20 protein-coding genes are annotated in these 23,541 nt (G+C 44.9%); 6 read left to right on the forward strand and 14 right to left on the reverse strand.

Annotation, left to right across the window (positions count from 1 at the left end; all coding sequences use genetic code 11):
* Window positions 1-38: 38 nt before the first annotated feature.
* Together SIO70_RS03745 and recO are read left to right on the forward strand one after the other, a co-directional pair.
* Window positions 39-2,177: a two-component regulator propeller domain-containing protein gene (locus SIO70_RS03745; protein WP_320579562.1), complete on the forward strand. Its 2,139-nt coding sequence runs from the start codon at window positions 39-41 to the stop codon at window positions 2,175-2,177.
* A 17-nt stretch (window positions 2,178-2,194) separates the two neighbouring features.
* Window positions 2,195-2,926 (forward strand): DNA repair protein RecO, encoded by a 732-nt coding sequence (gene recO / locus SIO70_RS03750; RefSeq protein WP_320579564.1) that lies wholly within the window; start codon window positions 2,195-2,197, stop codon window positions 2,924-2,926.
* Here recO and SIO70_RS03755 read toward each other — a convergent pair.
* The 5 genes from SIO70_RS03755 to rsfS all read right to left on the reverse strand — a co-directional run bounded on the left by SIO70_RS03755 (window position 2,901) and on the right by rsfS (window position 7,358).
* Entirely contained in the window at window positions 2,901-3,689 is a 789-nt protein-coding gene (locus SIO70_RS03755) for a UDP-2,3-diacylglucosamine diphosphatase (RefSeq protein ID WP_320579566.1), read from the reverse strand. The two genes, recO and SIO70_RS03755, sit on opposite strands and share 26 nt — an antisense overlap.
* A gap of 42 nt (window positions 3,690-3,731) precedes the next feature.
* Complete coding sequence (locus SIO70_RS03760) at window positions 3,732-4,166, reverse strand: hypothetical protein (RefSeq protein ID WP_320579568.1); 435 nt, start codon at window positions 4,164-4,166, stop codon at window positions 3,732-3,734.
* Between the two features lie 73 nt (window positions 4,167-4,239).
* The gene (locus SIO70_RS03765) at window positions 4,240-4,875 is read right to left on the reverse strand and encodes a LutC/YkgG family protein (RefSeq protein ID WP_320579570.1); all 636 of its coding nucleotides are present in this window, start codon (window positions 4,873-4,875) and stop codon (window positions 4,240-4,242) included.
* Window positions 4,876-4,881: 6 nt separating this feature from the next.
* Window positions 4,882-6,906, reverse strand: a complete 2,025-nt coding sequence (gene ftsH / locus SIO70_RS03770; RefSeq protein WP_320579572.1) for an ATP-dependent zinc metalloprotease FtsH — start codon at window positions 6,904-6,906, stop codon at window positions 4,882-4,884.
* A gap of 44 nt (window positions 6,907-6,950) precedes the next feature.
* Complete coding sequence (gene rsfS / locus SIO70_RS03775; protein WP_320579574.1) at window positions 6,951-7,358, reverse strand: ribosome silencing factor; 408 nt, start codon at window positions 7,356-7,358, stop codon at window positions 6,951-6,953.
* 247 nt (window positions 7,359-7,605) lie between these two features.
* Here rsfS and SIO70_RS03780 point away from each other — a divergent pair, with 247 nt between their 5' ends.
* Window positions 7,606-8,349 carry a biotin--[acetyl-CoA-carboxylase] ligase gene (locus tag SIO70_RS03780; RefSeq protein ID WP_320579576.1) on the forward strand — a complete coding sequence of 248 codons (744 nt, stop codon included), beginning with the start codon at window positions 7,606-7,608 and terminating at the stop codon, window positions 8,347-8,349.
* A 551-nt stretch (window positions 8,350-8,900) separates the two neighbouring features.
* On the opposite strand, the gene SIO70_RS03785 is transcribed toward SIO70_RS03780, so the two are convergent.
* The 4 genes from SIO70_RS03785 to SIO70_RS03800 form a co-directional block, all read right to left on the reverse strand.
* Window positions 8,901-9,236, reverse strand: coding sequence for a translation initiation factor (locus SIO70_RS03785; protein WP_320579578.1), 336 nt, complete (start codon window positions 9,234-9,236; stop codon window positions 8,901-8,903).
* 15 nt (window positions 9,237-9,251) lie between these two features.
* Window positions 9,252-10,130, reverse strand: a complete 879-nt coding sequence (locus SIO70_RS03790; RefSeq protein ID WP_320579580.1) for a diacylglycerol kinase family protein — start codon at window positions 10,128-10,130, stop codon at window positions 9,252-9,254.
* 19 nt (window positions 10,131-10,149) lie between these two features.
* Window positions 10,150-10,995: a carboxylating nicotinate-nucleotide diphosphorylase gene (nadC, locus tag SIO70_RS03795; RefSeq protein ID WP_320579582.1), complete on the reverse strand. Its 846-nt coding sequence runs from the start codon at window positions 10,993-10,995 to the stop codon at window positions 10,150-10,152.
* A 106-nt stretch (window positions 10,996-11,101) separates the two neighbouring features.
* Window positions 11,102-11,521, reverse strand: coding sequence for a DUF4783 domain-containing protein (locus SIO70_RS03800; protein ID WP_320579584.1), 420 nt, complete (start codon window positions 11,519-11,521; stop codon window positions 11,102-11,104).
* A 291-nt stretch (window positions 11,522-11,812) separates the two neighbouring features.
* On the opposite strand from SIO70_RS03800, the gene gpmI reads away from it, so the two are divergent.
* The 3 genes from gpmI (at window position 11,813) to uvrC (ending at window position 15,963) form a co-directional block, all read left to right on the forward strand.
* On the forward strand, window positions 11,813-13,336 hold the full coding sequence (gene gpmI / locus SIO70_RS03805; RefSeq protein ID WP_320579586.1) for a 2,3-bisphosphoglycerate-independent phosphoglycerate mutase: 1,524 nt from the start codon (window positions 11,813-11,815) through the stop codon (window positions 13,334-13,336).
* A gap of 241 nt (window positions 13,337-13,577) precedes the next feature.
* Window positions 13,578-14,144, forward strand: a complete 567-nt coding sequence (locus tag SIO70_RS03810; protein ID WP_320579588.1) for a hypothetical protein — start codon at window positions 13,578-13,580, stop codon at window positions 14,142-14,144.
* 16 nt (window positions 14,145-14,160) lie between these two features.
* Window positions 14,161-15,963 (forward strand): excinuclease ABC subunit UvrC, encoded by a 1,803-nt coding sequence (uvrC, locus tag SIO70_RS03815; protein WP_320579590.1) that lies wholly within the window; start codon window positions 14,161-14,163, stop codon window positions 15,961-15,963.
* Window positions 15,964-16,071: 108 nt separating this feature from the next.
* On the opposite strand, the gene gldN is transcribed toward uvrC, so the two are convergent.
* The 5 genes from gldN to SIO70_RS03840 form a co-directional block, all read right to left on the reverse strand.
* Window positions 16,072-17,109 carry a gliding motility protein GldN gene (gene gldN, locus SIO70_RS03820; protein WP_320579592.1) on the reverse strand — a complete coding sequence of 346 codons (1,038 nt, stop codon included), beginning with the start codon at window positions 17,107-17,109 and terminating at the stop codon, window positions 16,072-16,074.
* 10 nt (window positions 17,110-17,119) lie between these two features.
* Window positions 17,120-18,655 carry a gliding motility protein GldM gene (gene gldM, locus SIO70_RS03825; protein WP_320579594.1) on the reverse strand — a complete coding sequence of 512 codons (1,536 nt, stop codon included), beginning with the start codon at window positions 18,653-18,655 and terminating at the stop codon, window positions 17,120-17,122.
* A gap of 57 nt (window positions 18,656-18,712) precedes the next feature.
* On the reverse strand, window positions 18,713-19,471 hold the full coding sequence (gene gldL, locus SIO70_RS03830) for a gliding motility protein GldL (protein WP_083722984.1): 759 nt from the start codon (window positions 19,469-19,471) through the stop codon (window positions 18,713-18,715).
* Between the two features lie 253 nt (window positions 19,472-19,724).
* A complete protein-coding gene (locus SIO70_RS03835) occupies window positions 19,725-21,005 on the reverse strand; it encodes an SUMF1/EgtB/PvdO family nonheme iron enzyme (protein ID WP_320579598.1) in 1,281 nt (426 codons plus the stop codon).
* Between the two features lie 493 nt (window positions 21,006-21,498).
* Window positions 21,499-23,532, reverse strand: a complete 2,034-nt coding sequence (locus SIO70_RS03840) for a thioredoxin domain-containing protein (RefSeq protein ID WP_320579600.1) — start codon at window positions 23,530-23,532, stop codon at window positions 21,499-21,501.
* Window positions 23,533-23,541: the final 9 nt, after the last annotated feature.

A 23,541-nucleotide genomic window follows, 5' to 3' on the forward strand; every position in this document is an offset into this window, starting at 1 on the left:
ATTGTCATAAAGTAACAACATATAACTATTTTTGATGCATGTACCGGTTTCTGCTCTCCCTGTATCTTTTGTGCCTCGGTCCGCTGCTGCTATCAGCACAAACCCTTATCGGACAATGGCAGTCATGGTTACCCTCCCTGCCAGCTATCTCTGTAGCCATGCAAGGAGACAAGGTATATTACGCCACCAGTTCCGGGTTGTTTTCCCTGACCACTGGCGCCGAACAGGACATTACAAGATATAGTAAAGTGAATGGCCTCCACGATATTGGCATCAGCACCATCTGTAGCAATGATAACGGAGTACTGATCGCTTACCGCAACAGCAACCTCGACTTTTTGAGTGGAAGTAACAGCTATAACCTACCCGATTTACAACGCAAACAAACCACTGAGGATAAGACGGTCTACCGGATTTATGCAGGTGGTACTAATGCCTACCTGTGTACTGGATTGGGGGTAGTGGTAGTCAATACGACAGTACCCGAAATAGCGGCTACCTACGCCATCGGTTCTGTATATGGTTTTACCATTTTGAATAATCAGTTGTATGCCGCTTCATCAGCGGGGGTGAAGACTGCGCCATTGACTGGCAGTAACCCTGCCGATTATAGGAACTGGTCTATCTTAGGGCAGTTGACTGATACAGTTGATAATATTGTTTCTTTTAATGGGCAGTTGATTTGTCAACAACATCAAAGCCTTTATATTTTGAATAACGGAACATGGATTCCCTACTACTCAGGCGCTACAAACATCGCCGTACAGGGTGACTACCTCACTGTTTCCAATGATACCAGTATTCTATATATAGGAAAAGACGGAAATGCCGGTCCCCCCATTCAAAATGCGTTATTAAAAGCGATCCGGCAAACGACGGGGAATAACCAGTATACCTGGGTGGCCGACTCCCTTTCAGGGTTACTGCAATATGATGGCCAGGAATTCTCTGACATCAGCCTCAATGGCCCGGCCAGTATACTCACCGGGCAGCTGCTGTTTTACAACAATACCCTGTACGCCCCTGTCGGAGGCGCTTCTGACAGCTGGGTAGCTAATAATAACACCGGCGTATACTATACTTATAATGGCGGGGAATGGCATCATTACACAGATACCCTTCATGACATTATCACCATGGCTCCTGATCCTACAGGAGATGGAATGTATGCAGGCTCCTTTGGGGGAGGCCTGATTCATATAGCCGCCAACGGTACCCGTACCTACGCCCTGCAAGGACAAAAAATCAGTGGTCTTACCAACGATGCCTCCGGCAATCTCTGGATAGCCGTTTATGGGGCTACCTACAACCTGATATGTAAAAAACCGGATGGTACCTACCTTACCTTTCGCAGTACCTATGCACAAAGCGGCAATGCCATCAGCCAACTGGTCGCAGATGATGCCGGGCAAATATGGATCGTATCTCCACAAAGCAACGGCCTCTTTGTATACAATACACTTACTAATGAATGGAAACAATTCAGACAGGGGAGTGGGCTGGGCAACCTGCCATCCAATGATGTATACTGTATAGCAAAAGATAAGAATGGTAGTTTCTGGGTGGGAACAGGCACCGGTATCGGCGTGATAGGATGTAGCACTTGCGATGCCGCCTGGCCGATCATTCAGCAGGACAATTTTGCCGGCTACCTTTTCCAGGATGAACAGGTGACGGCTATTGCCGTAGATGGCGCCAACCGTAAATGGGTAGGTACGCACAATGGTGCATGGCTTGTGAATGAAGACGGCACCAGCATCGAAGAAAACTTTACTACCGACAATAGCCCTCTACCCGGCAACCGCATTTATAGTATCACTATCCATCCCACTACCGGCGAGGTGTATTTTGCTACCGATCAGGGGTTGATGTCGTACAGAGGCACTGCCACCGAAGGCAATACTATGAGCAAAGATTCCGTACTGGTATTTCCAAACCCTGTAACACATGACTATAGCGGCAATATTGCCATCAATGGTTTAGCTGAGAATACATTAGTGAAGATTACCGATATCAGCGGCAGAGTGGTATATCAAACGTGGACTAAAGGTGGACTTGCATTATGGAATGGGTTGGATTATACAGGTCACAGACCACAGACAGGCGTTTACCTTATATTTGCTTCTAATACTACGAAGGGAGAACATCTTGTAACGAAGATAGTGTTTATTAATTAGCCTATTTTTGCATTGTAATGTTACACAAAACACGTGGTATAGTCCTCAGAACGGTTAAGTATGGCGAAACCAGCGCCATTGTGACCATCTTTACAGAGCTGTTTGGTATCCAGTCTTATATGGTCAATGGCGTTCGCTCTTCGAAGCCTGCAGCCAAAGGCAACCTGTTTCAGCCAGGTAATATACTTGAACTTGTGGTGTATCATTATGAGCAGAAAACCATTCAGCGTATTTCTGAATTTAAGCTGGGCTATATCTGCACTTCTCTGCACTTCAATATCGTAAAGAATACTGTTGCGCTCTATCTCATTGAACTATTACAAAAAAGCCTGAAGCAACCGGAACAACACCTGGAGCTTTATTACTTTGCCGAAACAGCTCTGGCGGCACTCGATCAGGCACCATTAGGTGTTGCAGCAAATATACCTTTGTATTTTACTTTGAAACTGGCAGAACAACTGGGTTTCCGCCTGAATGGAAGGTATTCTGAATATGCCCCGTTTCTCGACTTACAGGAAGGCTCATTTACAGATCTGCCGCCACACCATAACAACTATCTGGATGCTGCGAATAGTGAAATCACAGACAGGCTATTCCAATGCCAGGCATGGGAGCAACTGGGTGAAATAGTGATGAATAAAGATAAAAGAAGAAAATTACTGTATGCTTACCTGGACTTCTTCAAGCTACATATGCCTGACTTCCAGGAGATGAATTCTCCGCCTATTTTGCACGAGATTCTTGATTAACATACTTCAGGGTTGTGGTCGTACCATCGAACTCCGCATACGTGAAGTAACGTAGCCAGTCTCCAAGATTGATATAGTGACTGTTGGGTCCTATCTCCAGATCTAAAGGCAGGTGACGATGACCGAATATCAAGTAGTCGTAGTGGGTCGTTTTTAAAATGTCTTTGCTATATACTGCCAGCCACTCATTCTCTTCTCCAAGGAATTTTTCTTCATGCTCTCCACCGGTAGCCGCGCGGCTTTTTCGGCTGAAGTAGTTAGCGAGTCCAATACCCCATGATGGATGAATAAGGGAAAATAACCAGCGGCACACAGGATTACGGAACACCTTTTTCAGCATCTTGTAACCATGATCGCCGGGACCTAAACCATCTCCATGACCAATGTAAAATTGCTTGCCTGCAATGTCGTAAGTCTGTGGTTCGTAATAGACCGGAATATCCAGTTCATCTTCGAAATAGCCATTCATCCACATATCATGATTCCCAATGAATACTGAGATGCCAATACCATTGTCACGCAGTTCTGCCAGCTTCCCCAACAGGCGGGTATAACCTTTAGGAATCACCTCCCTGTACTCAAACCAGAAATCGAAGAGATCACCTACGAGAAAGATATGGCCGGCATCTTTAGACACTTCATTCAACCATGCTACGATCTTACGCTCCCGATCCCTGCTGCGTACCATATCTGGTGCACCCAGGTGAAAGTCTGAAGCGAAATAAACACGTTTGCCAGCCGGAAGTTGAATTTGATGATGCATGAGCCTTTTAATTGCGCGTGCAAAGATGAAGAAAAATTGTGATTACCTGATACCAGCCTCCTGTACGGCAGTTTCGATATCGGTGATATCTGCCTTTACCGGATCATTGTAGCTGTCGAACAGGAAGACTTCCCAGGCATATTTTTCATGCATGAGGTTGATGTCTACGTCTTCGCCATTCTTCTTGTGAAACTTCAGTTTCAGCTTAGAGGTACTGATGATCTTTACACCCAGTTTAGCGAGGTAAGCACTGTCTGCTACCAGGGCTGCATTGTTGGATTGTTCCATAGCAGCAAACGAGTTCTTGTTGAACGTATTTTTCAGGTAGGTCAGTTTATCGCCTGCGGGATGGAAAATAACGGCACAGGTATCGGTAATGATGAGAGTGGTGGTAGAATCTTTAAAGTTACCACTCCCTCCACTACCACAGGAGGCGCACATGACGATGATGGAAATAAAAAACAGTAACCGTGTCACTTGCTTGATTATTTAAAAGAACAGCGCATGACGAGGTCACGCGCTGTACGAATATTGTTAACTGATAATTGACTTATTCATCTACCAGAAATACATACACTTCTTTCGGACCATGTATACCTACTACCAGTGTTTTCTCAATGTCTGCCGTGCGGCTTGGACCAGAGGCAAAGTGAATAGAGGAGGGGAGGTTTCCCTGATATTTCTCCTTCATTCTTGCGATGGCATCTTTCAGGTCAAACACCAGCTGATGAGTATAAGCGATCACCAAATGTACAGGTGTATATACTGACAGTGCTCTTCCTGAAGGCTGTGCTGCGCTGAGTACGATAGTACCTGTGCGGGCTACCAGCATTTCGCAGTCAGTGATGGCTGCGTTGGCAGAGTGCATATCACCTTTGTTCAGGCCAGACAGTTGATTCAGCTGCAGATCTTTGATCAGTGACGGGGTCTGGCAGATGATATCTGACCATTCCCTGGTGACGGCCAGTGCCTGCAGGTTTTCCAGCAGTTCGGCCTTACTGGTACAAAAAACGAATTTGCCCTGCAAGCGGGCAAATTCTTCTGCAAATTTCATTTCCAGTCCTTCATGTTCCTTCACGAAGACAGAGTTGTTGCCCTCCGAGTTAGGGAAGGGCAACGGCACCGACTGGCTTAATGCATTTCTTACTCTTTTGAGAATATTTTCCTTGGCAGGAGATACTTTCATATCAACTTACGCATTAGCAGTAGCTGGTGAAGGATTGATCAGATCACTAGGATGCACACCGTCAGTTGTCATACCTTCGTGAGCAGCCAGGTGCTCTCTGTGTACATCGTAAGGACGTCTGCCGATCAGTCTTTCCAGATCTGCCTGGTACAATACTTCTTTTTTAAGCAGTTCACCAGCCAGCACTCTTACATTGTCGATTTTATCAGACAATAGCGCTTTGGTACGCTGGTAAGCTTTTTCGATCAGGGCACGTACTTCTTCGTCAATCATTTTTGCCGTCTCTTCAGAGTAAGGCTTGGTGAAAGACTGATCACTGTTTGGATCGTAGAAGGATACGTTACCAACTTTATCGTTCATACCATATACGGTTACCATTGCATAGGCCATACGGGTGATCACCTGCAGGTCATTCTGGGCACCGGTTGATACTTTACCGAATACGATGTCTTCTACTGCGCGGCCACCCAGGGTCATACAGATATCGTCCATCAGCTGTTCGGTGTTATAGAGGTATTGTTCTTTCGGTAAGTATTGTGCATATCCAAGTGCAGCTACACCACGGGGAACGATTGTTACTTTCACCAGCGGATTAGCATGCTCCAGGTACCAGCCACAAATAGCGTGACCTGCTTCATGGTATGCGATAATCTCTTTCTCTTCGGGAGAGATGATCTTGTTTTTCTTTTCCAGACCACCGATTACCCTGTCTACGGCATCGTTAAAGTCATCCATTTCTACTTCCGTCTTGCCTTTACGGGCAGCGATCAGGGCTGCTTCGTTACATACGTTGGCAATATCGGCGCCGGCAAAACCCGGAGTCATGGAAGCCAGTTTCTTGATATCGAGGATTGGAGAAGTCTTGATTGGTTTCAGATGCACATCGAAGATCGCCTCACGACCAGCCAGATCCGGCTTATCGATAGAGATCTGACGGTCAAAACGTCCTGGACGCAGCAGCGCACTATCCAGTACATCCGGACGGTTGGTAGCAGCGAGGATGATAATACCACTGTCGGTACCGAAACCATCCATTTCTACCAGCAGTTGGTTGAGGGTGTTTTCACGCTCATCGTTGCTCATCATTACGTTTTTACCTCTGGCACGACCGATCGCATCAATTTCATCGATGAAGATGATACATGGTGCTTTTTCACGGGCTTGTTTGAACAGGTCACGTACACGGCTGGCACCCACACCCACGAACAGTTCTACGAAGTCAGAACCGGACATAGAGAAGAATGGTACCTGTGCTTCACCTGCCATTGCTTTGGCCAGCAGGGTCTTACCAGTACCCGGAGGGCCTACCAGTAGTGCACCCTTTGGTATTTTACCGCCGAGGGCGGTGTATTTTTTCGGATTCTTCAGGAAGTCTACGATTTCCATTACTTCTACCTTTGCTTCGTCGAGACCGGCTACATCACTAAAGGTGATGTTGACACGGGTACCCTTGTCGAAGAGGGTTGCTTTGGACTTTCCGATATTGAAGATGCCGCCTGGGCCACCACTGCCACCGGCAGGTCCACCCATTTTACGCATCAGCAGGATCCAGAGGCCAATAAGCAGTACCAATGGTAACAGTAATTGAATGAAGGGTTCAAACCAACCCTGCCTGTCTTCGTAGGTAACTTTCACCTGGTCTTCCAGTGGGGTATTGGCCTGTGCCTTGTCCATATCAGTCTTGAAGCTTTCTTCACTACCGATAGTAAAACGGTAATGAGGACCCTGGTTCACACGCCCCAGGTTGCCTTTAGATACTTTGTCAAATTTGGGTTCATTAAGACGGTCTCTCTTTATGTAAACCTCTACTGATTTCTTATTTACAACCACCAGCTTATCTACATCACCTGGTTTCAGGTAATCCAGCTGGAATTCCTGCCAGCTTATATCCCTGGGCGGTGGGTTAAAGGGAAACCAGTTCATTGCCAGCAGGGCAATACCTATAAAGGCATAGACCCAGTATATATTGAACTTTGGTCCTTTTTTAGGCGATTTGTCTGACCCCTTGTTGAAGTTGTTGCCTCTTTCCATAATCTTTCGCTCCTTTACGGATGTCGGGTAATAGTTAAAAGTTATTAGTTAGTCTCATTATGCTCCATTCGTTCGGCATCACTCCACATATCTTCCAGGCCATAAAATCGCCTGGTTTCCGGTTGGAATACATGCACCACAACATTCACATAATCTACAAGAATCCATTGTTGTGCGGTAAAACCCTCATGTTTGTAAGGGGTTTCTCCTGTATGCTTTTGCACCTGATCTTCCACGAAGTCAGCAATAGCCCGCACCTGTGTGTTGGAGTTAGCCTCACATATAACAAAGAAATCAGCCACAGCTTCAGGAATCTGGCGCAGATCCAGGGAAACTATGTTTTCTCCCTTTTTTTCCTGGATGGCCTTGATGATGGTGGAAAAAATCTCGCTTTCTCTACTCAGGCGCGTAAGCGCTTTCTTTCTCGTACTCAGAACGGTTAAGGGTGCCAATAAAATCTCTTTTGGTTAAAAATAAACTTTAATTGTCAAAATTACTAAACAAGCCTGAAATAACGCCGGAATAAAACGAAGGCACCTCAAGGTGATGATCGGACGTTTACCGGGTGTTAATGCTTAAGAACCACTGACTTGCTATGGCTTTCGGCAGCTTGGCATGAGGCCGTTTTTATGACTGTTAAGGAAAAGATAAAATGATTTACATTGCCTTTTCAAAAATAAAACAATCCATTTCTTTTCTATGACAGGACAGCCTTTCTTCATCTTAGATTCAGTAGACAGCACCAATAACTATGCCATGGAGCAGGTAAATACGGGCCTGGTGACATCCGGTACAGCCTGGTTTGCAATGGAACAAACTGCGGGAAAAGGACAGCGTGGAAAGCAATGGTCATCGCCCAAAGGTGAAAACATCGCTCTGACGATAGCGCTACAACCCACTATGCTACCACTTTCCAGGCAGTTTTTGCTGAGCGCGGCAGTAGCACTCGGTGCTGCCGATTTCTTTGCAAAATATGCTGGTGATGAGACAGCTATTAAATGGAGTAATGATATTTATTGGCGTGACAGAAAGGCAGCAGGTATTTTGATTGAAAATGTACTACGTGGCAATACATGGCAATATGCCATAACAGGTATCGGGTTCAACATCAATCAGGCTTCTTTCCCGCCACATTTACCGAATCCGGTGTCACTCAAACAAATAACCGGGAAGAATTGGGATTCAGTAGAGTTAGCTCAGGATCTGTGCACGTTTCTGCACAAGAGATTTGAACAAATACACCCTGCTCATTATAATGATTTGCTGGAAGAATATAAGAGCAAACTGGTACGTATGAACAAACCCGGCCTTTATCGCAAGGATGGGGAGATTTTCGAAGGCATCATCAGAAATGTACTGCCAGATGGAAAATTATGCCTTGAAAAAGCAGGAAATATCTTAGAGCTCGGATTTGGGGAGATCGAATTTATTTTTCCTAAGTGATATGTCCGGTTTTGGTTGTAGCGAACACTTAAAATGATACGGATTACGTGCCGCGGTCATATTTAAGAATATAGGTTGGATGACGGGGTCACGTAATCCGTTATAATATCTTGTTTACTGCAGGGCGGGTAGCTGGTTGTTGTTTCATAGCAGTTCATCAAAAAGCCAGATGAAAACAAGATTTTGGTTGATAAAGTGTAGGACTAAATTGTGAAAACTTTGTTAAATTATCAAATTAAAAAATGCAACCGGGAAACATATAATTTTAATTGCTAACTGTTTATATCTTATTTACTATCATTAAAAGGAAAGGATAGGTAGCAATTTTTGCCGGATTCCGACTGGCGATCTTTCGCTGGTTTTACTGTATGTTCAATGCCACCACTTTCAAAACTCCTGCGAAAAGTACATTGGCTGTTCACTTCGCTCAGCATATCCCTGCGGGACATTTATCAGTGCTACCAGACGTGGCTTTGAAGAGCATGCGAACTTTACACACTTTTTCAAAAGTCAGACCGGGCATACGCCCCTTACTTTCAGAATGAAATAAGTTATTTGGCTTTATACCCCCAATCCTGCAACCATTTGATCACTTTCTCTTTGTAATCACCCTGGATCAGGATCTGCCCATCTTTTGCACTGCCACCGGTGCCACATTTTGTTTTAAGGTCCTTGCCCAGTTTTTGCAGGTCTTCATCTTTCCCTACAAAGCCATCTACCAGCGTCACTACTTTTCCTGCACGCTGCTTCGTATCTAGTTTTACACGTAACTGTTGCTGAGCAGGAGGGAGGGTGTTCATTTCTGACTGCTCCTCACTAAAGGCTGGTGTAAAATTGGGATCTGTGGAATAAACGATCCCGCCGCCGCTATTTCTCTTTTTGGACATACTACTAATTTTAAATTATGCAACAATCACCTGCAGGGAAGCGGGTTCTACCCTGAAGAGCACCTCTCCCTGACTGGTAAGTGGAACTGCATCTCCATCTACCTGCAAATGGACAAGTTCCGGACTTTTGACCAGGATTTGCTTACCCATGTAATGGTTCATGTAACTGGTCTTGTCGATATTGCCCATCAGTGAAAAGAAACCCAATGGTACTAATCCAAAGAAAGGCATTGGTGGCACCACACAAACATCCAGGTTGCCATCGAAGACACTTGCGTTTGGCGCCAGTTTGAACTCATATCCAAACTGATTACCATTGGCTACTGTGAACATAAATGCTCTTTGCTCCAGTTGCTGCCCATCAATATTGATTTTATAGGAAGGTCCTTTGTATTTGTTGAAACTGCTGATCACCAGTTTGGCATAGCCCCACAATCCTCTCTTCTTCGTATTTCTGAACTGGTCGGCAATGAGCGCATCAAAGCCTACGCCGGCATTGCTAAGAAATAGGTGTTCGTTGGCATAACCAATGTCAATAGGTTTGCGCTTTCCATTGGCGATTAGTTCCAGTGCCAAAGGCACTTTTAGCGGAATCTTCAGCGCCCTGGCCAGACCATTACCACTTCCCAGCGGTATCACGGCGAGCGCGGTATCAGTGCCCACCAGTCCCTGTGCAATTTCATTGATGGAGCCATCTCCACCTACTGCTACCACTGTATCTACGCCGTGGGAGACAGCTTCGCGGGAGAGGTCAGCACCATGCCCCAGGTATTCCAGGTGTTTTATTTCTACTTGAAAGGCCTTAGGTGTCAGGTATCGCCGGATCACACCTTCTAGTCGCTTCTCTCTGTCCGTACCGGCTTTCCGGTTGATGATAAATAATATCTTTCTCAACGCTAGGGATATTTCTGTTTTAAATTGCTTTCAGACTCAGGTCAAGACTCACCGCATGGTGAATGACAGCACCTGCTGATACGAAATCCACCCCCGTCTTTGCATACTCTTCGATCGTATCCAGGTTTATGCCTCCTGAAGCCTCTGTTTCATATTTCCCGTCTATCAGTAATAATGCCTGGTGCAATTGTGCTGGTGTAAAATTGTCCAGCATAATGCGATGTATCTTTCCAACGGTCAGAGCTTCTTTTACATCATCAAGATTGCGGGTTTCCACTTCTATCTGCAAAGGTAATCCGTTCTCTTCGAGGTAAGCAACCGTTCTGTTTACAGCGGCAGTGATGCCACCTGCAAAATCAATATGGTTATCTTTCAGCATCACCATATCATACAGTCCCATTCTATGATTAACACCGCCTCCAATTTTAACCGCTTCTTTTTCCAATAGACGGAAATTTGGTGTTGTCTTGCGGGTATCCAGCAGTTTGGTATGATAGCCACTCAGGCGCTGTACGTATTGATTGGTAAGGGTAGCAATGCCGCTCATGCGTTGCATGCAGTTCAGAACCAGTCTTTCGGCCATGAGCAGGGTATGTACGGAAGCATGCACTTCAAAGGCCGTTTCGCCGGAGGTCATCACTTCACCATCTTTCTTAAGGGGAGTAAATACGGTTTCAGGGTCCAGCAGGTGGAAAATGGTAGTAGCTACCTCCATTCCTGCTAAAATGCCATTCTCTTTTATCTTCAACCTGGCACCCCCTTTGGCATTTGCCGGTATACATGCGAGGGTAGAGTGGTCTCCGTCTCCGATATCTTCTGCCAGTGCGTTGCGAATAAGGTTTGTTAATGCTGGTTCCTGTAACATACTATTGCTTTGAGACAACGAAAGTAAGAGAATTTTAAATGACGCTTTCAAACAAAAAAAGTCCGGAGATGTACTCCGGACTAAACAATATCAATCTTAACAATCACTACTTGTTTTCAAAACGAAGCTCGTTGAGTACCATTGAGCCTCCCTTCTTTTGTAAGAAAAAGGATGTACGATATGCTCCGCCTGAGGTACCCATATTACCAATACCAAAGCGGGATCCTCCACCGCCTTCTCCCTGATGGATCAGTTCGAAGGACTTAACCTGATTCTTTGAAAAAAAGTCTTTCAATATTATTTCAGCCTGTGACTTGCTATAAGAGTTGGATTTACCTGAGATGTTGATTTCAACAGTATTATCAAGATAACGGGAGAGTGAACCAGCATCGCCCGATTTGATGGAGCTGACTACATCTTCAAAAGGTCCTGCAGCAGCCGGATTTAATGCCGACGCTGACATTGTAAATGCAGTGACAATGCCTGCTAACAGCACCACTCCCAGCACATACATTATCTTTTTCATTGCCAGTATTTTAGTAGATAGTAAAGTTTTCATCATCAATGTGAAATGGGCTAAAACTATGCCAAATTGCGGGTTGACGCGGAAAATACAATTATCGTTGTATCATCCAATTGGTAATTAATGCAAATTAAAAAATATATAAATTTAGATTAAAACTTAAGTGCATGTTATGACATCTAAAATTATCAGAGGCTGATATGAATTTTGCTACCAAATGATCAAATTACTAGTGGAATTGAAGTATGCTTGTTAACTTTACGACCTTACTGCTTTAAAATCTCAACCGGATATATGGAAAAGAAAAAAGCCATGCTCGTTATCATGGATGGATGGGGACAAGGACAGGTTCCTTCCGCTGACGCAATAGCAAATGCCAAGACACCTTTCGTGAGCAGTCTTTATTCAAAGTACCCACACAGTACGCTTGTGACTTGTGGCGAACAGGTAGGCTTACCAGACGGACAAATGGGTAACTCAGAAGTAGGCCACCTGAACCTTGGCGCTGGCCGCATTGTATACCAGGAACTCCAGCGTATCAATGTAGCTATCCGCACTGGAGAACTGGCATCAAACGCTGTGTTGCAGGAAACTTTCAACTACGCTAAAGACAACGATAAAGCTCTTCACCTGATTGGTCTGGTGAGCGACGGTGGTGTACACTCACACATTACACACCTGAAAGCCCTTACCCGGATTGCAAAGGAAAAAGGTCTGACCAAAGTATATATCCACGCCTTTACTGATGGCCGCGATACAGATCCTAAAGGTGGCCTCGGCTACTTCTCTGACCTGCTGCCTCACCTGGCACAAACTACCGGTCAGGTAGCCAGCATCACCGGTCGCTACTACGCTATGGACCGCGATAAACGCTGGGAACGCGTAAAACTGGCTTACGATGCCCTGGTAAATGGTACAGGTACCCCTGCTACCGATGTACTGGCAGCTGTAAAAGCTTCTTACGAAGCGGGTGTAACTGATGAATTTATCAAACCAGTGATCATCACTGACGCTGCCGGTAAACCAGTGACCACCATCCAGGAAGGGGATGCCGTTCTTTGCTTCAACTTCCGTACTGACCGTTGCCGCGAAATCACCCAGGTGCTCACTCAACAGGCTTTCCCTGATTTCGATATGAAACCATTGAACCTGTTCTACACTACCATGACTGAGTATGATAAAACATACAAAGGCGTGCACGTGATCTTTGAAAACGATAACCTGACCAATACCCTGGGTGAAGTGCTGGAACAAAACAACCGCACCCAGATCCGTATTGCAGAAACTGAAAAATACCCACACGTATCTTTCTTCTTCTCCGGTGGCCGCGAAAAAGAATTCAAAGGCGAACGCCGTCTGATCGTATCTTCTCCTAAAGTAGCTACTTACGACCTGCAACCAGAAATGAGCGCATTCGAAGTAACCGATACCATCGTAGCTGAAATCAACCAGAAATCAGCTGACTTCATCGCCCTCAATTTCGCTAATGCTGACATGGTGGGTCATACCGGTATCTGGGAAGCCGCTATCAAAGCAGTAGAAACTGTAGATACCTGCGTAAGCAAAGTAGTTGCAGCTGCGCTGGCAAACGATTATACCGTGTTCCTGACTGCCGACCACGGAAATGCTGACTTCATGGTAAACGGCGACGGTACACCAAATACCGCTCACACCCTGAACCTGGTACCTTACTTCATCATCAGCAATGATTTCAAAGGTGAAGTAAAACCTGGTAAACTAGGTGACGTAGCACCTACCATCCTGACACTGATGGGATTACCTATCCCTAAGGAAATGAGTGGTAATGTCCTTGTTTAATTGATGCACTGACAATACAATACAAAGAGGCCGTTCTGTGAGTACAGAACGGCCTCTTTATTTTTCCCAATTACCTGTAACTATTCACATAGGTAAACCGTTTTACGTTTTTAGTGCTCTCGACAGATTTGCTCATGCATCAGATGCGCCGTCTTCACGGCGCATTATTTTTTATTGCTTACTTAGCAGCAGTTCAGTTTGCTGTTCCTTTCAATTCCTCATACTTCGCTACCTTTGCTGCATGAAATTTTTCTGGATATTACTGACTGGCACTATACTCTTTACATCCTGCAAAACCGGCTCTTCCACCCCTTCTCCAACTGGCAGCGGATACAGGGACCTAAAAGGCTACTTTCAGGATGAGCTCAACGAACTGGAACAACAAAAACCCGGGTTATTCAAAACAGTTTCACTGAATACAAAGCATGATAGTGTCACTATCACCGTACCCGATTCCCTTCAACTACATAATATGCTCGCACCCTTTATGGATGTAGACCTCCACAAACCAAGTTTGCAGGGCGCCTACGATACCATTATGCTGGCAGATCAGTTCACCGGCAAGCGTTCCCTGATGTACAAGGCAAAGGATGACGCGACCCTGCCCCAGGAAATTATTCTTGAATTGGACAATGCGCAACATATCACAGCCGTACAATTGAACAGACATGTACGCAACCTCGTTTATGAATACGAACAAAACCTCGAGTATCAGCACAATCATCATGTCCGGATCACGACAAGGCAGCATATCGCTTTCCTGCCCGAAAAAGAACTGGATATTAAGATTGCGATGATGCACCTTTAATGACTTTATTGATCAGATGACAGCAGCGGAGTTTTCACAGATATCACATACCATTCCCCTTCAACCCGGTATTTACAAATACTATAATGAAGGCGGCGAGCTCCTGTACGTGGGCAAAGCGAAAAGCCTGCGGAAACGGGTGAGTTCTTATTTTGCAAAGAATCACGACAGCTTTAAGACCAGGAAACTGGTCGAACATATTCATCATATTGAGTTTACCATCGTTGGCTCCGAACAGGATGCTTTCCTGCTGGAAAACTCATTGATTAAACAATTCCAGCCTAAGTTCAATATCAACCTCAAGGACGATAAAACTTATCCTTATCTCGTGATCAAACATGAGCCCTTTCCAAGGGTGCTGTTTACCCGGAATGTGATTAAGGATGGATCGGAATACCTGGGGCCTTATACCTCCGTGTGGAGAGTAAAAGAACTGATGGAAGTGATCAGGTACAACATTCCATTACGTACCTGCACATTGAACCTTTCTCCACAGAATATTGCAAAGGGTAAATACAAAGTATGTCTTGAATATCACCTGGGCAACTGTAAAGGGCCTTGCGAAGGTTTGCAGACGGAAGACGATTACAGAGAAGGCTTATCGCAGATAAAGAACATACTAAAAGGTAACCTGTCTCCAATATTGCAACTGTTCCGCACCCAGATGCAGGAGCATGCCATGAACATGGAATTTGAGAAGGCGGAGATCATGAGAAAGAAGATTGAAAAACTACAGGATTATCAATCCAAATCCACCATTGTAAATACAAAGGTGGGCCATGTAGATGTCTTCTCTATCATCAGTGAAGGCAACCATGCATATGTGAATTATCTGCGTGTGTTGAACGGAACAATTGCTGATACAAAAACAGTGACACTGGAGAAGAAACTGGAAGAAGAAAATGAGGAAGTGTTGGCGTATGCAATCAACTATCTGAGAGATGCTTTCAAAAGTGTAACAAAAGAGATCATTGTACCCATTGAAATAGAATATCCTGAAGAAAATGTAATAGTCACTGTACCGAAAGGAGGGGATAAGAAGAAACTACTGGAACTCTCTGAGAAGAATGTTAATTACTTCAAAGAAGAGTTGCATCGTAAAAAGATCCTGCACCTGGAAGGCAAGAGTGACATGGAGAAGAAAAAGGTGTTGTATCAGTTGCAGGCAGATCTTGAACTGATTGATTTACCCACGCATATTGAGTGTTTCGATAACTCGAACTTTCAGGGTGCATATCCGGTATCTGCCTGTGTGGTATTCAAAGATGGAGTAGCGTCTAAAAAAGACTATCGTCATTTTAATGTGAAGACAGTAGAAGGGATCAATGACTTTGCTTCGATGAAGGAGGTGGTATTTCGCCGTTATAGCCGTTTATTGGCAGAGCAGCAGCCATTGCCACAGCTGGTGATCATAGATGGTGGTAAGGGACAATTAGGGTCAGCGATGGAAAGTATCAGGGCATTAGACCTGGTGGGTAGTATGACGGTAGTGGGGCTGGCTAAAAATGAAGAAGAGATTTTCTTCCCGGGCGATAAGGATAGTATCAAATTGCCTTATGATAGTGAGAGCCTGAAACTGATAAGAAGAGTACGTGATGAGGTGCATAGATTTGGTATTACTTTCCACAGGAATAAGCGAAGTAAAGGAACCTTTAAAAATGAGCTGGAAGGAATAAAGGGGATAGGGGAGAACACGGCAACGCAGTTGTTGAAAACGTTCAGGTCAGTGGCAAAGATTAAGTTGCTGACGGAGGATGATCTGGTGAAGGAAGTAGGGGCGGCGAAAGCGAAATTGATTTATACGTATTTCCATCCATAAAACTAAAACAGAGAGGGAGTCGCATCGCGATTCCCTCTCTGTTTTTAAAAGAAAAAAGGGATCGCAATGCGATCCCTTTTTTCTTTAATCTTTATCTGCGAGCAGTTATTAATACTGCCACATATCCTGTTCTTTGTTGAAGATCTTATCCTTAACAGCCTGACCTTCCAACAATCTCAGAGTACCGTCTTTGATATAATCTTTAATCTCACGGTTATAAGTATTGTTTTCTTTGGTCACATAGCTGGTGAAGAAACGCATTTCAAACAGATCTTCCCAACTCATGGTAGCTGCATCGTTATTCTGGTTGTATACATCGTATTTAGCCAGGATAGGACGCATATCAGGATAGTACACCCAGAACAGCGGGATAGCCGCGCGGAAGGAACCATCTTCGTTCATACGGGATACCATTGGAGCGATACCGAGGATACGAACTTTCAGTTGGGACGCTTCTTTGTCGAATACCCAGATTTCTTTGATCTTGTACTGAACTACAGTACGAGGATCGAATTCATCACGGGTAGTTACCATCTTCTCTTCACCTGTTACAGGGTCGATACTACGGATGGTTTTTTCTTCGCCGCTCAGTTTATTCTGGATCTCACTGTAAGCGATAGGGGTAGTGAACCTGTCATCGATAGCGCTGAAGGCTTCTACCTGCTTGCTCTTGATAGCATCGAGCAGGATATTAATGAACAGCTGGCTTGTACCATTTTCATCCTCAACATTATATTGAAAAGGAAGGTTCATCTTTTCGCGGGTATCTATCACCTGCCAGATCCTTTTTTCCCAGAATTCGTCATCTGAGCGAATGTGATCATAGGCAATAGGCGTACGGTCCTTGATGAAGTTCTTTTCAGAGATACCATCGGTACGCTGTGATTTGCGCGGTGTATCTACCGCCATACCGAAACCATCCGGGCGCAGTGATGTTCCTGGGGGTGGTGGTGGAGGGGGCGGTGGCGGCGCAACGCTGTTACCTGTAGCAGGATTTACTACGTTAGCATCTTGGGTAGCTGCATCAGGGGTCGCCGATTTACGACGTGTACTACCTCCCCGACGTTGTGCATCAGCCTGAGATGCCAGCAGGAGTACCAGCATAAGGGAACACCAACCAATTTTGTTAAGGATGACTGCTCGCATAGAAATAATATTAGTTTATCTTGAAATTGATATTGCTCATATCTCTTACTTTACCATCCGGCCCCTTTACACGAACGTTGTCGAAGTAAACCTGGTCACCTGGTTTCAGGCTACGGATAGCACCCATTACAGAGCTAGGGAAGTAAGCGGAATTTGCCTCACCTTCAACATAATCGCCGGAACGAGGTTGGATACCGATACGGTAACTAACTACATCGTATTTTACGCCGTCGAATACGAAGTCTTCCAGATCAGCACGCAAACCGCCCTGTACTTTGAACTCAGCAGCTTTCATTGAAGGGCCTTTGCTCAGACCTACTTTCAGCACTGGATCAGGGATGTATTTGATACGAAACTCTTTGGAACCTAAAGTTTTTTGTTTACCATCGATATTAGCACTTACAGAGATAACTGCTTTACCTGGGGCGCTTACAACTACGGCATATTCACCGGTAGCTTTCTTCGTCATAGAACCAGCAGAAATGCTAGCGCTAACTGCTTCACCTGGTACTCCACCTGCAGATACTGAGATTGGGTTTGATAAACCAATATACAGTACGTTCATTTTATCAGCAGAGATAGAAGTGGTAGAAGCTCCTACGCTATAAGGCTCATTGAATGGCAGGGTCTCAGCAGTGCCATCTGGTTTCTTAATAGTTACAGTACCAGAGATAGTTTTCTCACCGATACCGGAAACTGGCATAGTATAAGTACCCAAACCGTCTACCGCAGTAATGTTTTGACCATTCACCACGATATCTGGATTCACAGTGCTGCTATAAGCACCAACTGCGATCTGAGCTGTCAGCGTTTGACCTTCCATCAGATTCTTGGAATTCAGGGAAACCAGTGGTCTGATCTTGTCGAAACGAATGATGTTTTTGCTAATCTGGGCCAACAGATCATCGATGATCAGTGACTCAGAGTTTTTAACGTCGTTCTGGAACTTACTCAGAATGGTAACAGCTGCGATAGTTGGCACCATTTCAAAGTGATAGCTGGTCCAGTCTTTCTTTTTTGGTCCGTGGCCGCCGTGAGACTCACCTACAACTATTTTCAGTGGTAAGGATTTGGCAAATGCGGCTGTATCCTTAGGATCAACGTAAGTCAGCAGCTGCGCACGCAGTTCTTTCAGACGTTTTTCCAGTTCAGGTCCTTGTTTGCGATTTTCCATGACGCGTGTTGGTGCGTCCAGGTCAGATTTAGATTTGATGTCACCATATTCGTCCAGTCCACCTGATTCTCTGATGATCGTGTTCTTTAACGTATCGAGATATACATACATTGCCTCAGAGAGTTTTTTTACTTCTTCAGCCTTTGTTTTCAGTGGACCTACTTTTCCCGGATCAGATTTCATCTGATCTTCGAAAGTGAGGTAGGTGTTTTCATTCTTATCGGTAATCGACTTATTCGATGTAATTATTGAGTTGTTTACTATATTAAATGCGTTCAATATCTCAGCAGAAACGTTCAATGCAAGCATGGCCGTCAAGACCAAGTACATGATATTGATCATCTTCTGCCTGGGATCTTTAGGTAGTGCCATAGTTTGTTTTCAGATTAAATGATTGTCTGTTGTTAATTCCAAAACTATAAGCGTACCTTATCTACCTGCACCATGCATAGCGCTGAGCATGTTACCGTAAACGGTGTTCAGATTGCTCAGATTTTTAGCGAGCTGGGAGATTTGATCCTGAGTTTTACGCGCGTCATCAACGCTGCTGGTCATAGCTGAAGAAACTTTGAGCAGATTTCCGTAGAAATTGTTCATTGCTTTCAGGTGGTTGTTAGTGTCCTGGAGTTCCAGTTCATAGATAGCATTCAGAGAAGCCAGATTCTTGGTCATACCCTGCATTTGCTCATGGAAGTTTCTGGTAGACTCAGAAGCACTGTTGAAAGAAGCAACAGCCGATGCTGCTGTAGTGTAAGCGTGAGCAACGTTTGTAATTGCGCTGGCAGCTTCCCTTGTTTTCTGGGTGTAGTCGCCTGTAGCCGCAACGACGTCGCTAATGTCCCTCATCTTATCGACGGTGGTACCTAATTTCTGGAAGTTCTCGCTCAGGCGTTGTAATGATACAGGAGTGATATCAGCTTCTTCCAGCATCTTGTCCAGGCCAGCCAGTGCAGGGCTACCACCGGCAACAACAGAAACGTGAGTTTCGCCGCCGTGATCTCCGCCACCACTATCTGGTACGAATGCATATACAAAGAAGATTAATGCCTCAGTGCTCAAACCAACGATCAGGGCGATATCCGCGCCTGGCCAGTGTTGCAGTTTGAACAACGCTCCGATAATTACTACTGATGCCGCGATACAAACAAAGAAATTAAGCCATTTCGATGTAGTAGGATTCATAGCCATAGGTCAAAATTTACTGGTTAAAGTGTTAAAGGTTAAATTGTTGTTATGGAATAGTTGTTGCTCATCGATGATTTGCGGTTTCACTATGTACATCATACGGTTTCTCATGTTGAACATATTTTAAGTTGTTTAACATACACTACATGCCTGTCCCAAAGGCAACCGGAAATAAATTCCCGGTACTGCTTCGATCTGTGCCTGTGTCCTGCCCATCTATCCGTAATGCTGATTATACTATTGAATACTTGCCAGATTAATGGTGACCAAAATCATTTTTAGAACGGCTCAGGAATGCAATCGTACAACGGAAACCAATGTAAGATTTAGCACTATCCTGATACTCGTAAGAGCGGGTACCTGTTTGAAGGAAATATCCGATGTCTTTCCAGCTACCGCCTCTTACAGCTTTACGCTTCATTTTTGGTGGTGCATCATCTGGTATGTCCATACGGAGATATGGGTTCATGTCAGATGTGAAGGAGTAGGCATTCTCATAGAAGATATCCTGTGTCCATTCCGCTACGTTACCAGACATGTTGTACAGTCCGTAGTCGTTAGGCCAATAAGCGTCTGCTCTTACAGTGTAGAAACCACCATCTTCAGGATAGTTACCACGACCGGGTTTAAAGTTCGCCAGCAGACAGCCCTTCTTGTTGCGGATATAATAACCACCCCATGGATAAGGAGATTGCTCTCTACCACCACGTGCAGCATATTCCCACTGTGCCTCGGAAGGTAACTGGAATTTATCTTCAGTAAACAGATTCTTAGAGATACGGTAGTCTTCCCAGAACTTACTACGCCATTCAGCGAAAGCGTTTGCCTGATGCCAGGTCACGCCTACTACCGGATAATTATCAAATGCCGGGTGCCAGAAATACATTCTCGTCATAGGCTCGTTGTAAGCATAAGAGAAGTCCCTGATCCAACACAATGTGTCAGGATAGATAGCTACATCTTTCTTTACAATGAACTTAGAACGTGGCTTGTTTGCGTTCTCACGCAGCTTTGCCTGCTCCCAGTTGAAAGTTTCTATATGATACACCAGTTTATGTACGTCGAACTCTTTACGACCGTACAGGCGATCCTCCGGAGCATATGTCATTTGCTCCAGCTTATCAATGGTGCCTTTATCCTTGTAATTGATCTTCTGCTTCCAGTCGATCACATCCTGTCCACCATCACTCTTTACATGGCTCAGCAGAATGTGCGCGATAGAGTCTGTCACCCATTGTACGAACTGACGATACTCGTTATTTGTAATTTCCGTTGCATCCATGTAGAAGCCGGAAATGGAAATAGACTTGTTACGAGCAGTGTACGCATAGTTAAGATCCTCATCGCTAGGGCCCATATGAAAGGTACCTGACGGTACATACACCATTCCATAGGGTACAGGAGGGAAATACTTCGGTCTGGGACTAACTCCAATCAGCTGTCCTTGTGCATTTTTGGGGGTTTTACTACCACCGCAGCTGGCTAGCAGGCTAACCAGCAATACTGCTAACAGACCACTTGAAAAATTAAGCTTCATAAGGGTAGCTTTCATTGAAAATCATTTATTTCGATACTGCGACGCAGTTCCATTGGCCGAAATGAGACTGCTTGCCGTCGCTAAGTTCTGAAACATGGCCGAAGTCTTCCCGGAATCTCCCGGTTAGACTGATAAGCCAACCAGCCATTCACATTTTTTGAATTTTAAATGACTCTAAAGCTGCTGATTTATAGACAACTCCAGATATAACTGGTTGCTCGCTTGTTGGTTTCTTTAATATCTTGCCCGATCAGGTCGTGTTCTCAGAATCAGCACCTTTTGCCCATCACTCACCCGTTTGAATCTTAAGTAAGATAACAAATGTAACGATTAATTTTAATCCGTAGTTAGTTTTTAGCCAACTTTTTCATTCGCTCATAGGACCGATGACAATTAAATTAAACGTATTTTTTAACATTTTATTATATCTGACGAAAAATCCTTTTTACCGTTACCTTTTTACAGAGATATGGTCATGCAAGATACATAAATATTATTTCAAATTAATAATTTCGTCTATATAATTCACAGGTTTAATGCAATGATAATCTTCGCAAACATAGATCAGCGTCTCATCCGCCCGCTCCCTGTGTGACAGTAAGGGTTTTTCAGGATCATCATGCGTTGCTCCCAACAGTACCTTAAACGGAATATAACGCTTATTAGTATCCTCCATTCTCAACTTATAATCCGGCCCTACAATCGCAATTTCCTTTACGCCTTGTACCCTTTGCAACAGCAGCCCTGCCCATACCCCCAATGAAGTTGGATACCTCACAGTTGTTTGTGCCTGACCGGCCTGCATTTTTATGGATCTTTCCGCCCATTCTTTTTGGTCGAATACTATACTCAGGTACCATAAGTTGGCTGCCATTACTGCATTGCCACTTGGCGTAGCTCCGTCGTATACTTCCTTCTTTCTGACAATCACATCAGATTGACTCTCAACAGTATAAAAGCAATATACACCGGTTTCGTCAGAAAAATGCTGCAAGACAAAACTTGTTAGGGAAAAAGCCTTGTCCAGCCACGTTTTGTCTCCGGTTACCTCCTGCAGGGCAATCAACGCCCTGATCAACCAGGCATAGTCATCCAGAAATGCCGGATATTTTGCCTGTCCATTCTTATAGGTATGGTAAAAGGAGTTCTCACCATCCTTCCGGAAATGTGTCCAGCAAAAATCTACGGCCTTCAAAGCCATCTTTCTGTAACTTTCTTCTCCTGTGGCGGCAAAAGCTTTACAGCAGGCATGTATCATCAGGGCATTCCAGCCTAATAAGAGCTTATCGTCCAATCCCGGCCTTATACGTTGGCTTCTTACCTCCATCAGTTTGGCAAGGCCAATGGCCAGCTGCTCGCTCAGCACTGTCTCATCCAGCTGATTTTCAGCAGCAAAGGCGGACAACGACTGTTTAATCCATAGTATATTGGTCTCCTCCCAGTTTCCCTCTTCACTGATATCGTAAAAGCGACAAAATACGTCCGCATCTGATCCTAATATTTCATCTACCTCCGCCTTGCTCCAGGTATAAAACTTACCTTCCACACCTTCCGAATCTGCATCCAGCGCGGCGTAAAATGCACCACCCGCATCCGTCATTTCCCGCTGTACAAAAGTCAGTGTTTCTGCTATTGTAATGGAATATAATGGATTGCCTGTTACCTGGTAAGCTTCACTCATCACATCTACCAGCAATGCATTGTCATATAGCATCTTCTCAAAGTGCGGTGCCAACCATTTGGCATCGGTGCTATAGCGGGCAAAACCTCCACCGGCCTGGTCATAGATACCACCCTGTATCATTTTGTCCAGCGACAGCAGCGCCTGATCCAGGGCAGCCTGTTCTCCGAAACTATGATAGTAGCGCAGCAGGTATTGAATGATAAAAGTGCCGGGGAACTTTGGAGCATTTCCAATTCCTCCCCATTCCTTATCTGCCTGTTGCAGTATATTATTGAAAATAATATCACATTGATTACGAGTGAATTGTTCTTCTTTGGGGAGCAGGGTGATTGTACTACCAAACTTGCTGGCCTGTGCCAGGTGATCACGCATGTTAATGGCCTGTGTCTCAATGTCTTCCCGTCTGTTTTTGAACGCATCTGACAGGGCCAGCAGCAGTTCCTGCCAGGAAGGGCGGTTGTAAGCTTTCATAGGAGGGAAGTAGGTACCTCCATAGAATGGCAGTCGCTCCGGGGTCAGGAACATATTCAGGGGCCAGCCGCCAGATCCGGTCATAGCCTGCAGGGCATCCATATAAATATGGTCAAGGTCTGGTCGTTCCTCTCTATCTATCTTGATATTAATGAAATGTTCGTTCATGATCCGCGCAGTGGCTTCGTCCTCGAAGCTTTCGCGTTCCATGACATGGCACCAGTGACAAGCGGCATAGCCAATGCTAACTAATATTGGTTTGTCTTCTGCTATTGCCCTTTGTAAAGCCTCATCGCCCCAGGGGTACCACTCTACAGGATTGTGCGCATGCTGTAGGAGATACGGGCTCGTCTCGTTAGATAGTTTGTTCACGGTTATGGT

It is taken from the genome of Chitinophaga sancti (genome assembly GCF_034087045.1).
Lineage (GTDB): Bacteria > Bacteroidota > Bacteroidia > Chitinophagales > Chitinophagaceae > Chitinophaga > Chitinophaga sancti_B.

Excerpts from the sequence above, each read along its gene's own strand:
- uvrC (WP_320579590.1), top strand. The coding sequence starts at position 14,161 with ATGACAGCAGCGGAGTTTTCACAGATATCACATACCATTCCCCTTCAA.
- gpmI (WP_320579586.1), top strand. The coding sequence starts at position 11,813 with ATGGAAAAGAAAAAAGCCATGCTCGTTATCATGGATGGATGGGGACAA.
- nadC (WP_320579582.1), bottom strand. The coding sequence starts at position 10,995 with ATGTTACAGGAACCAGCATTAACAAACCTTATTCGCAACGCACTGGCA.
- recO (WP_320579564.1), top strand. The coding sequence starts at position 2,195 with ATGTTACACAAAACACGTGGTATAGTCCTCAGAACGGTTAAGTATGGC.
- SIO70_RS03765 (WP_320579570.1), bottom strand. The coding sequence starts at position 4,875 with ATGAAAGTATCTCCTGCCAAGGAAAATATTCTCAAAAGAGTAAGAAAT.
- SIO70_RS03835 (WP_320579598.1), bottom strand. The coding sequence starts at position 21,005 with ATGAAGCTTAATTTTTCAAGTGGTCTGTTAGCAGTATTGCTGGTTAGC.
- ftsH (WP_320579572.1), bottom strand. The coding sequence starts at position 6,906 with ATGGAAAGAGGCAACAACTTCAACAAGGGGTCAGACAAATCGCCTAAA.
- gldM (WP_320579594.1), bottom strand. The coding sequence starts at position 18,655 with ATGGCACTACCTAAAGATCCCAGGCAGAAGATGATCAATATCATGTAC.
- gldN (WP_320579592.1), bottom strand. The coding sequence starts at position 17,109 with ATGCGAGCAGTCATCCTTAACAAAATTGGTTGGTGTTCCCTTATGCTG.
- SIO70_RS03810 (WP_320579588.1), top strand. The coding sequence starts at position 13,578 with ATGAAATTTTTCTGGATATTACTGACTGGCACTATACTCTTTACATCC.
- SIO70_RS03780 (WP_320579576.1), top strand. The coding sequence starts at position 7,606 with ATGACAGGACAGCCTTTCTTCATCTTAGATTCAGTAGACAGCACCAAT.
- SIO70_RS03745 (WP_320579562.1), top strand. The coding sequence starts at position 39 with ATGTACCGGTTTCTGCTCTCCCTGTATCTTTTGTGCCTCGGTCCGCTG.
- SIO70_RS03800 (WP_320579584.1), bottom strand. The coding sequence starts at position 11,521 with ATGAAAAAGATAATGTATGTGCTGGGAGTGGTGCTGTTAGCAGGCATT.
- gldL (WP_083722984.1), bottom strand. The coding sequence starts at position 19,471 with ATGGCTATGAATCCTACTACATCGAAATGGCTTAATTTCTTTGTTTGT.
- SIO70_RS03785 (WP_320579578.1), bottom strand. The coding sequence starts at position 9,236 with ATGTCCAAAAAGAGAAATAGCGGCGGCGGGATCGTTTATTCCACAGAT.
- SIO70_RS03755 (WP_320579566.1), bottom strand. The coding sequence starts at position 3,689 with ATGCATCATCAAATTCAACTTCCGGCTGGCAAACGTGTTTATTTCGCT.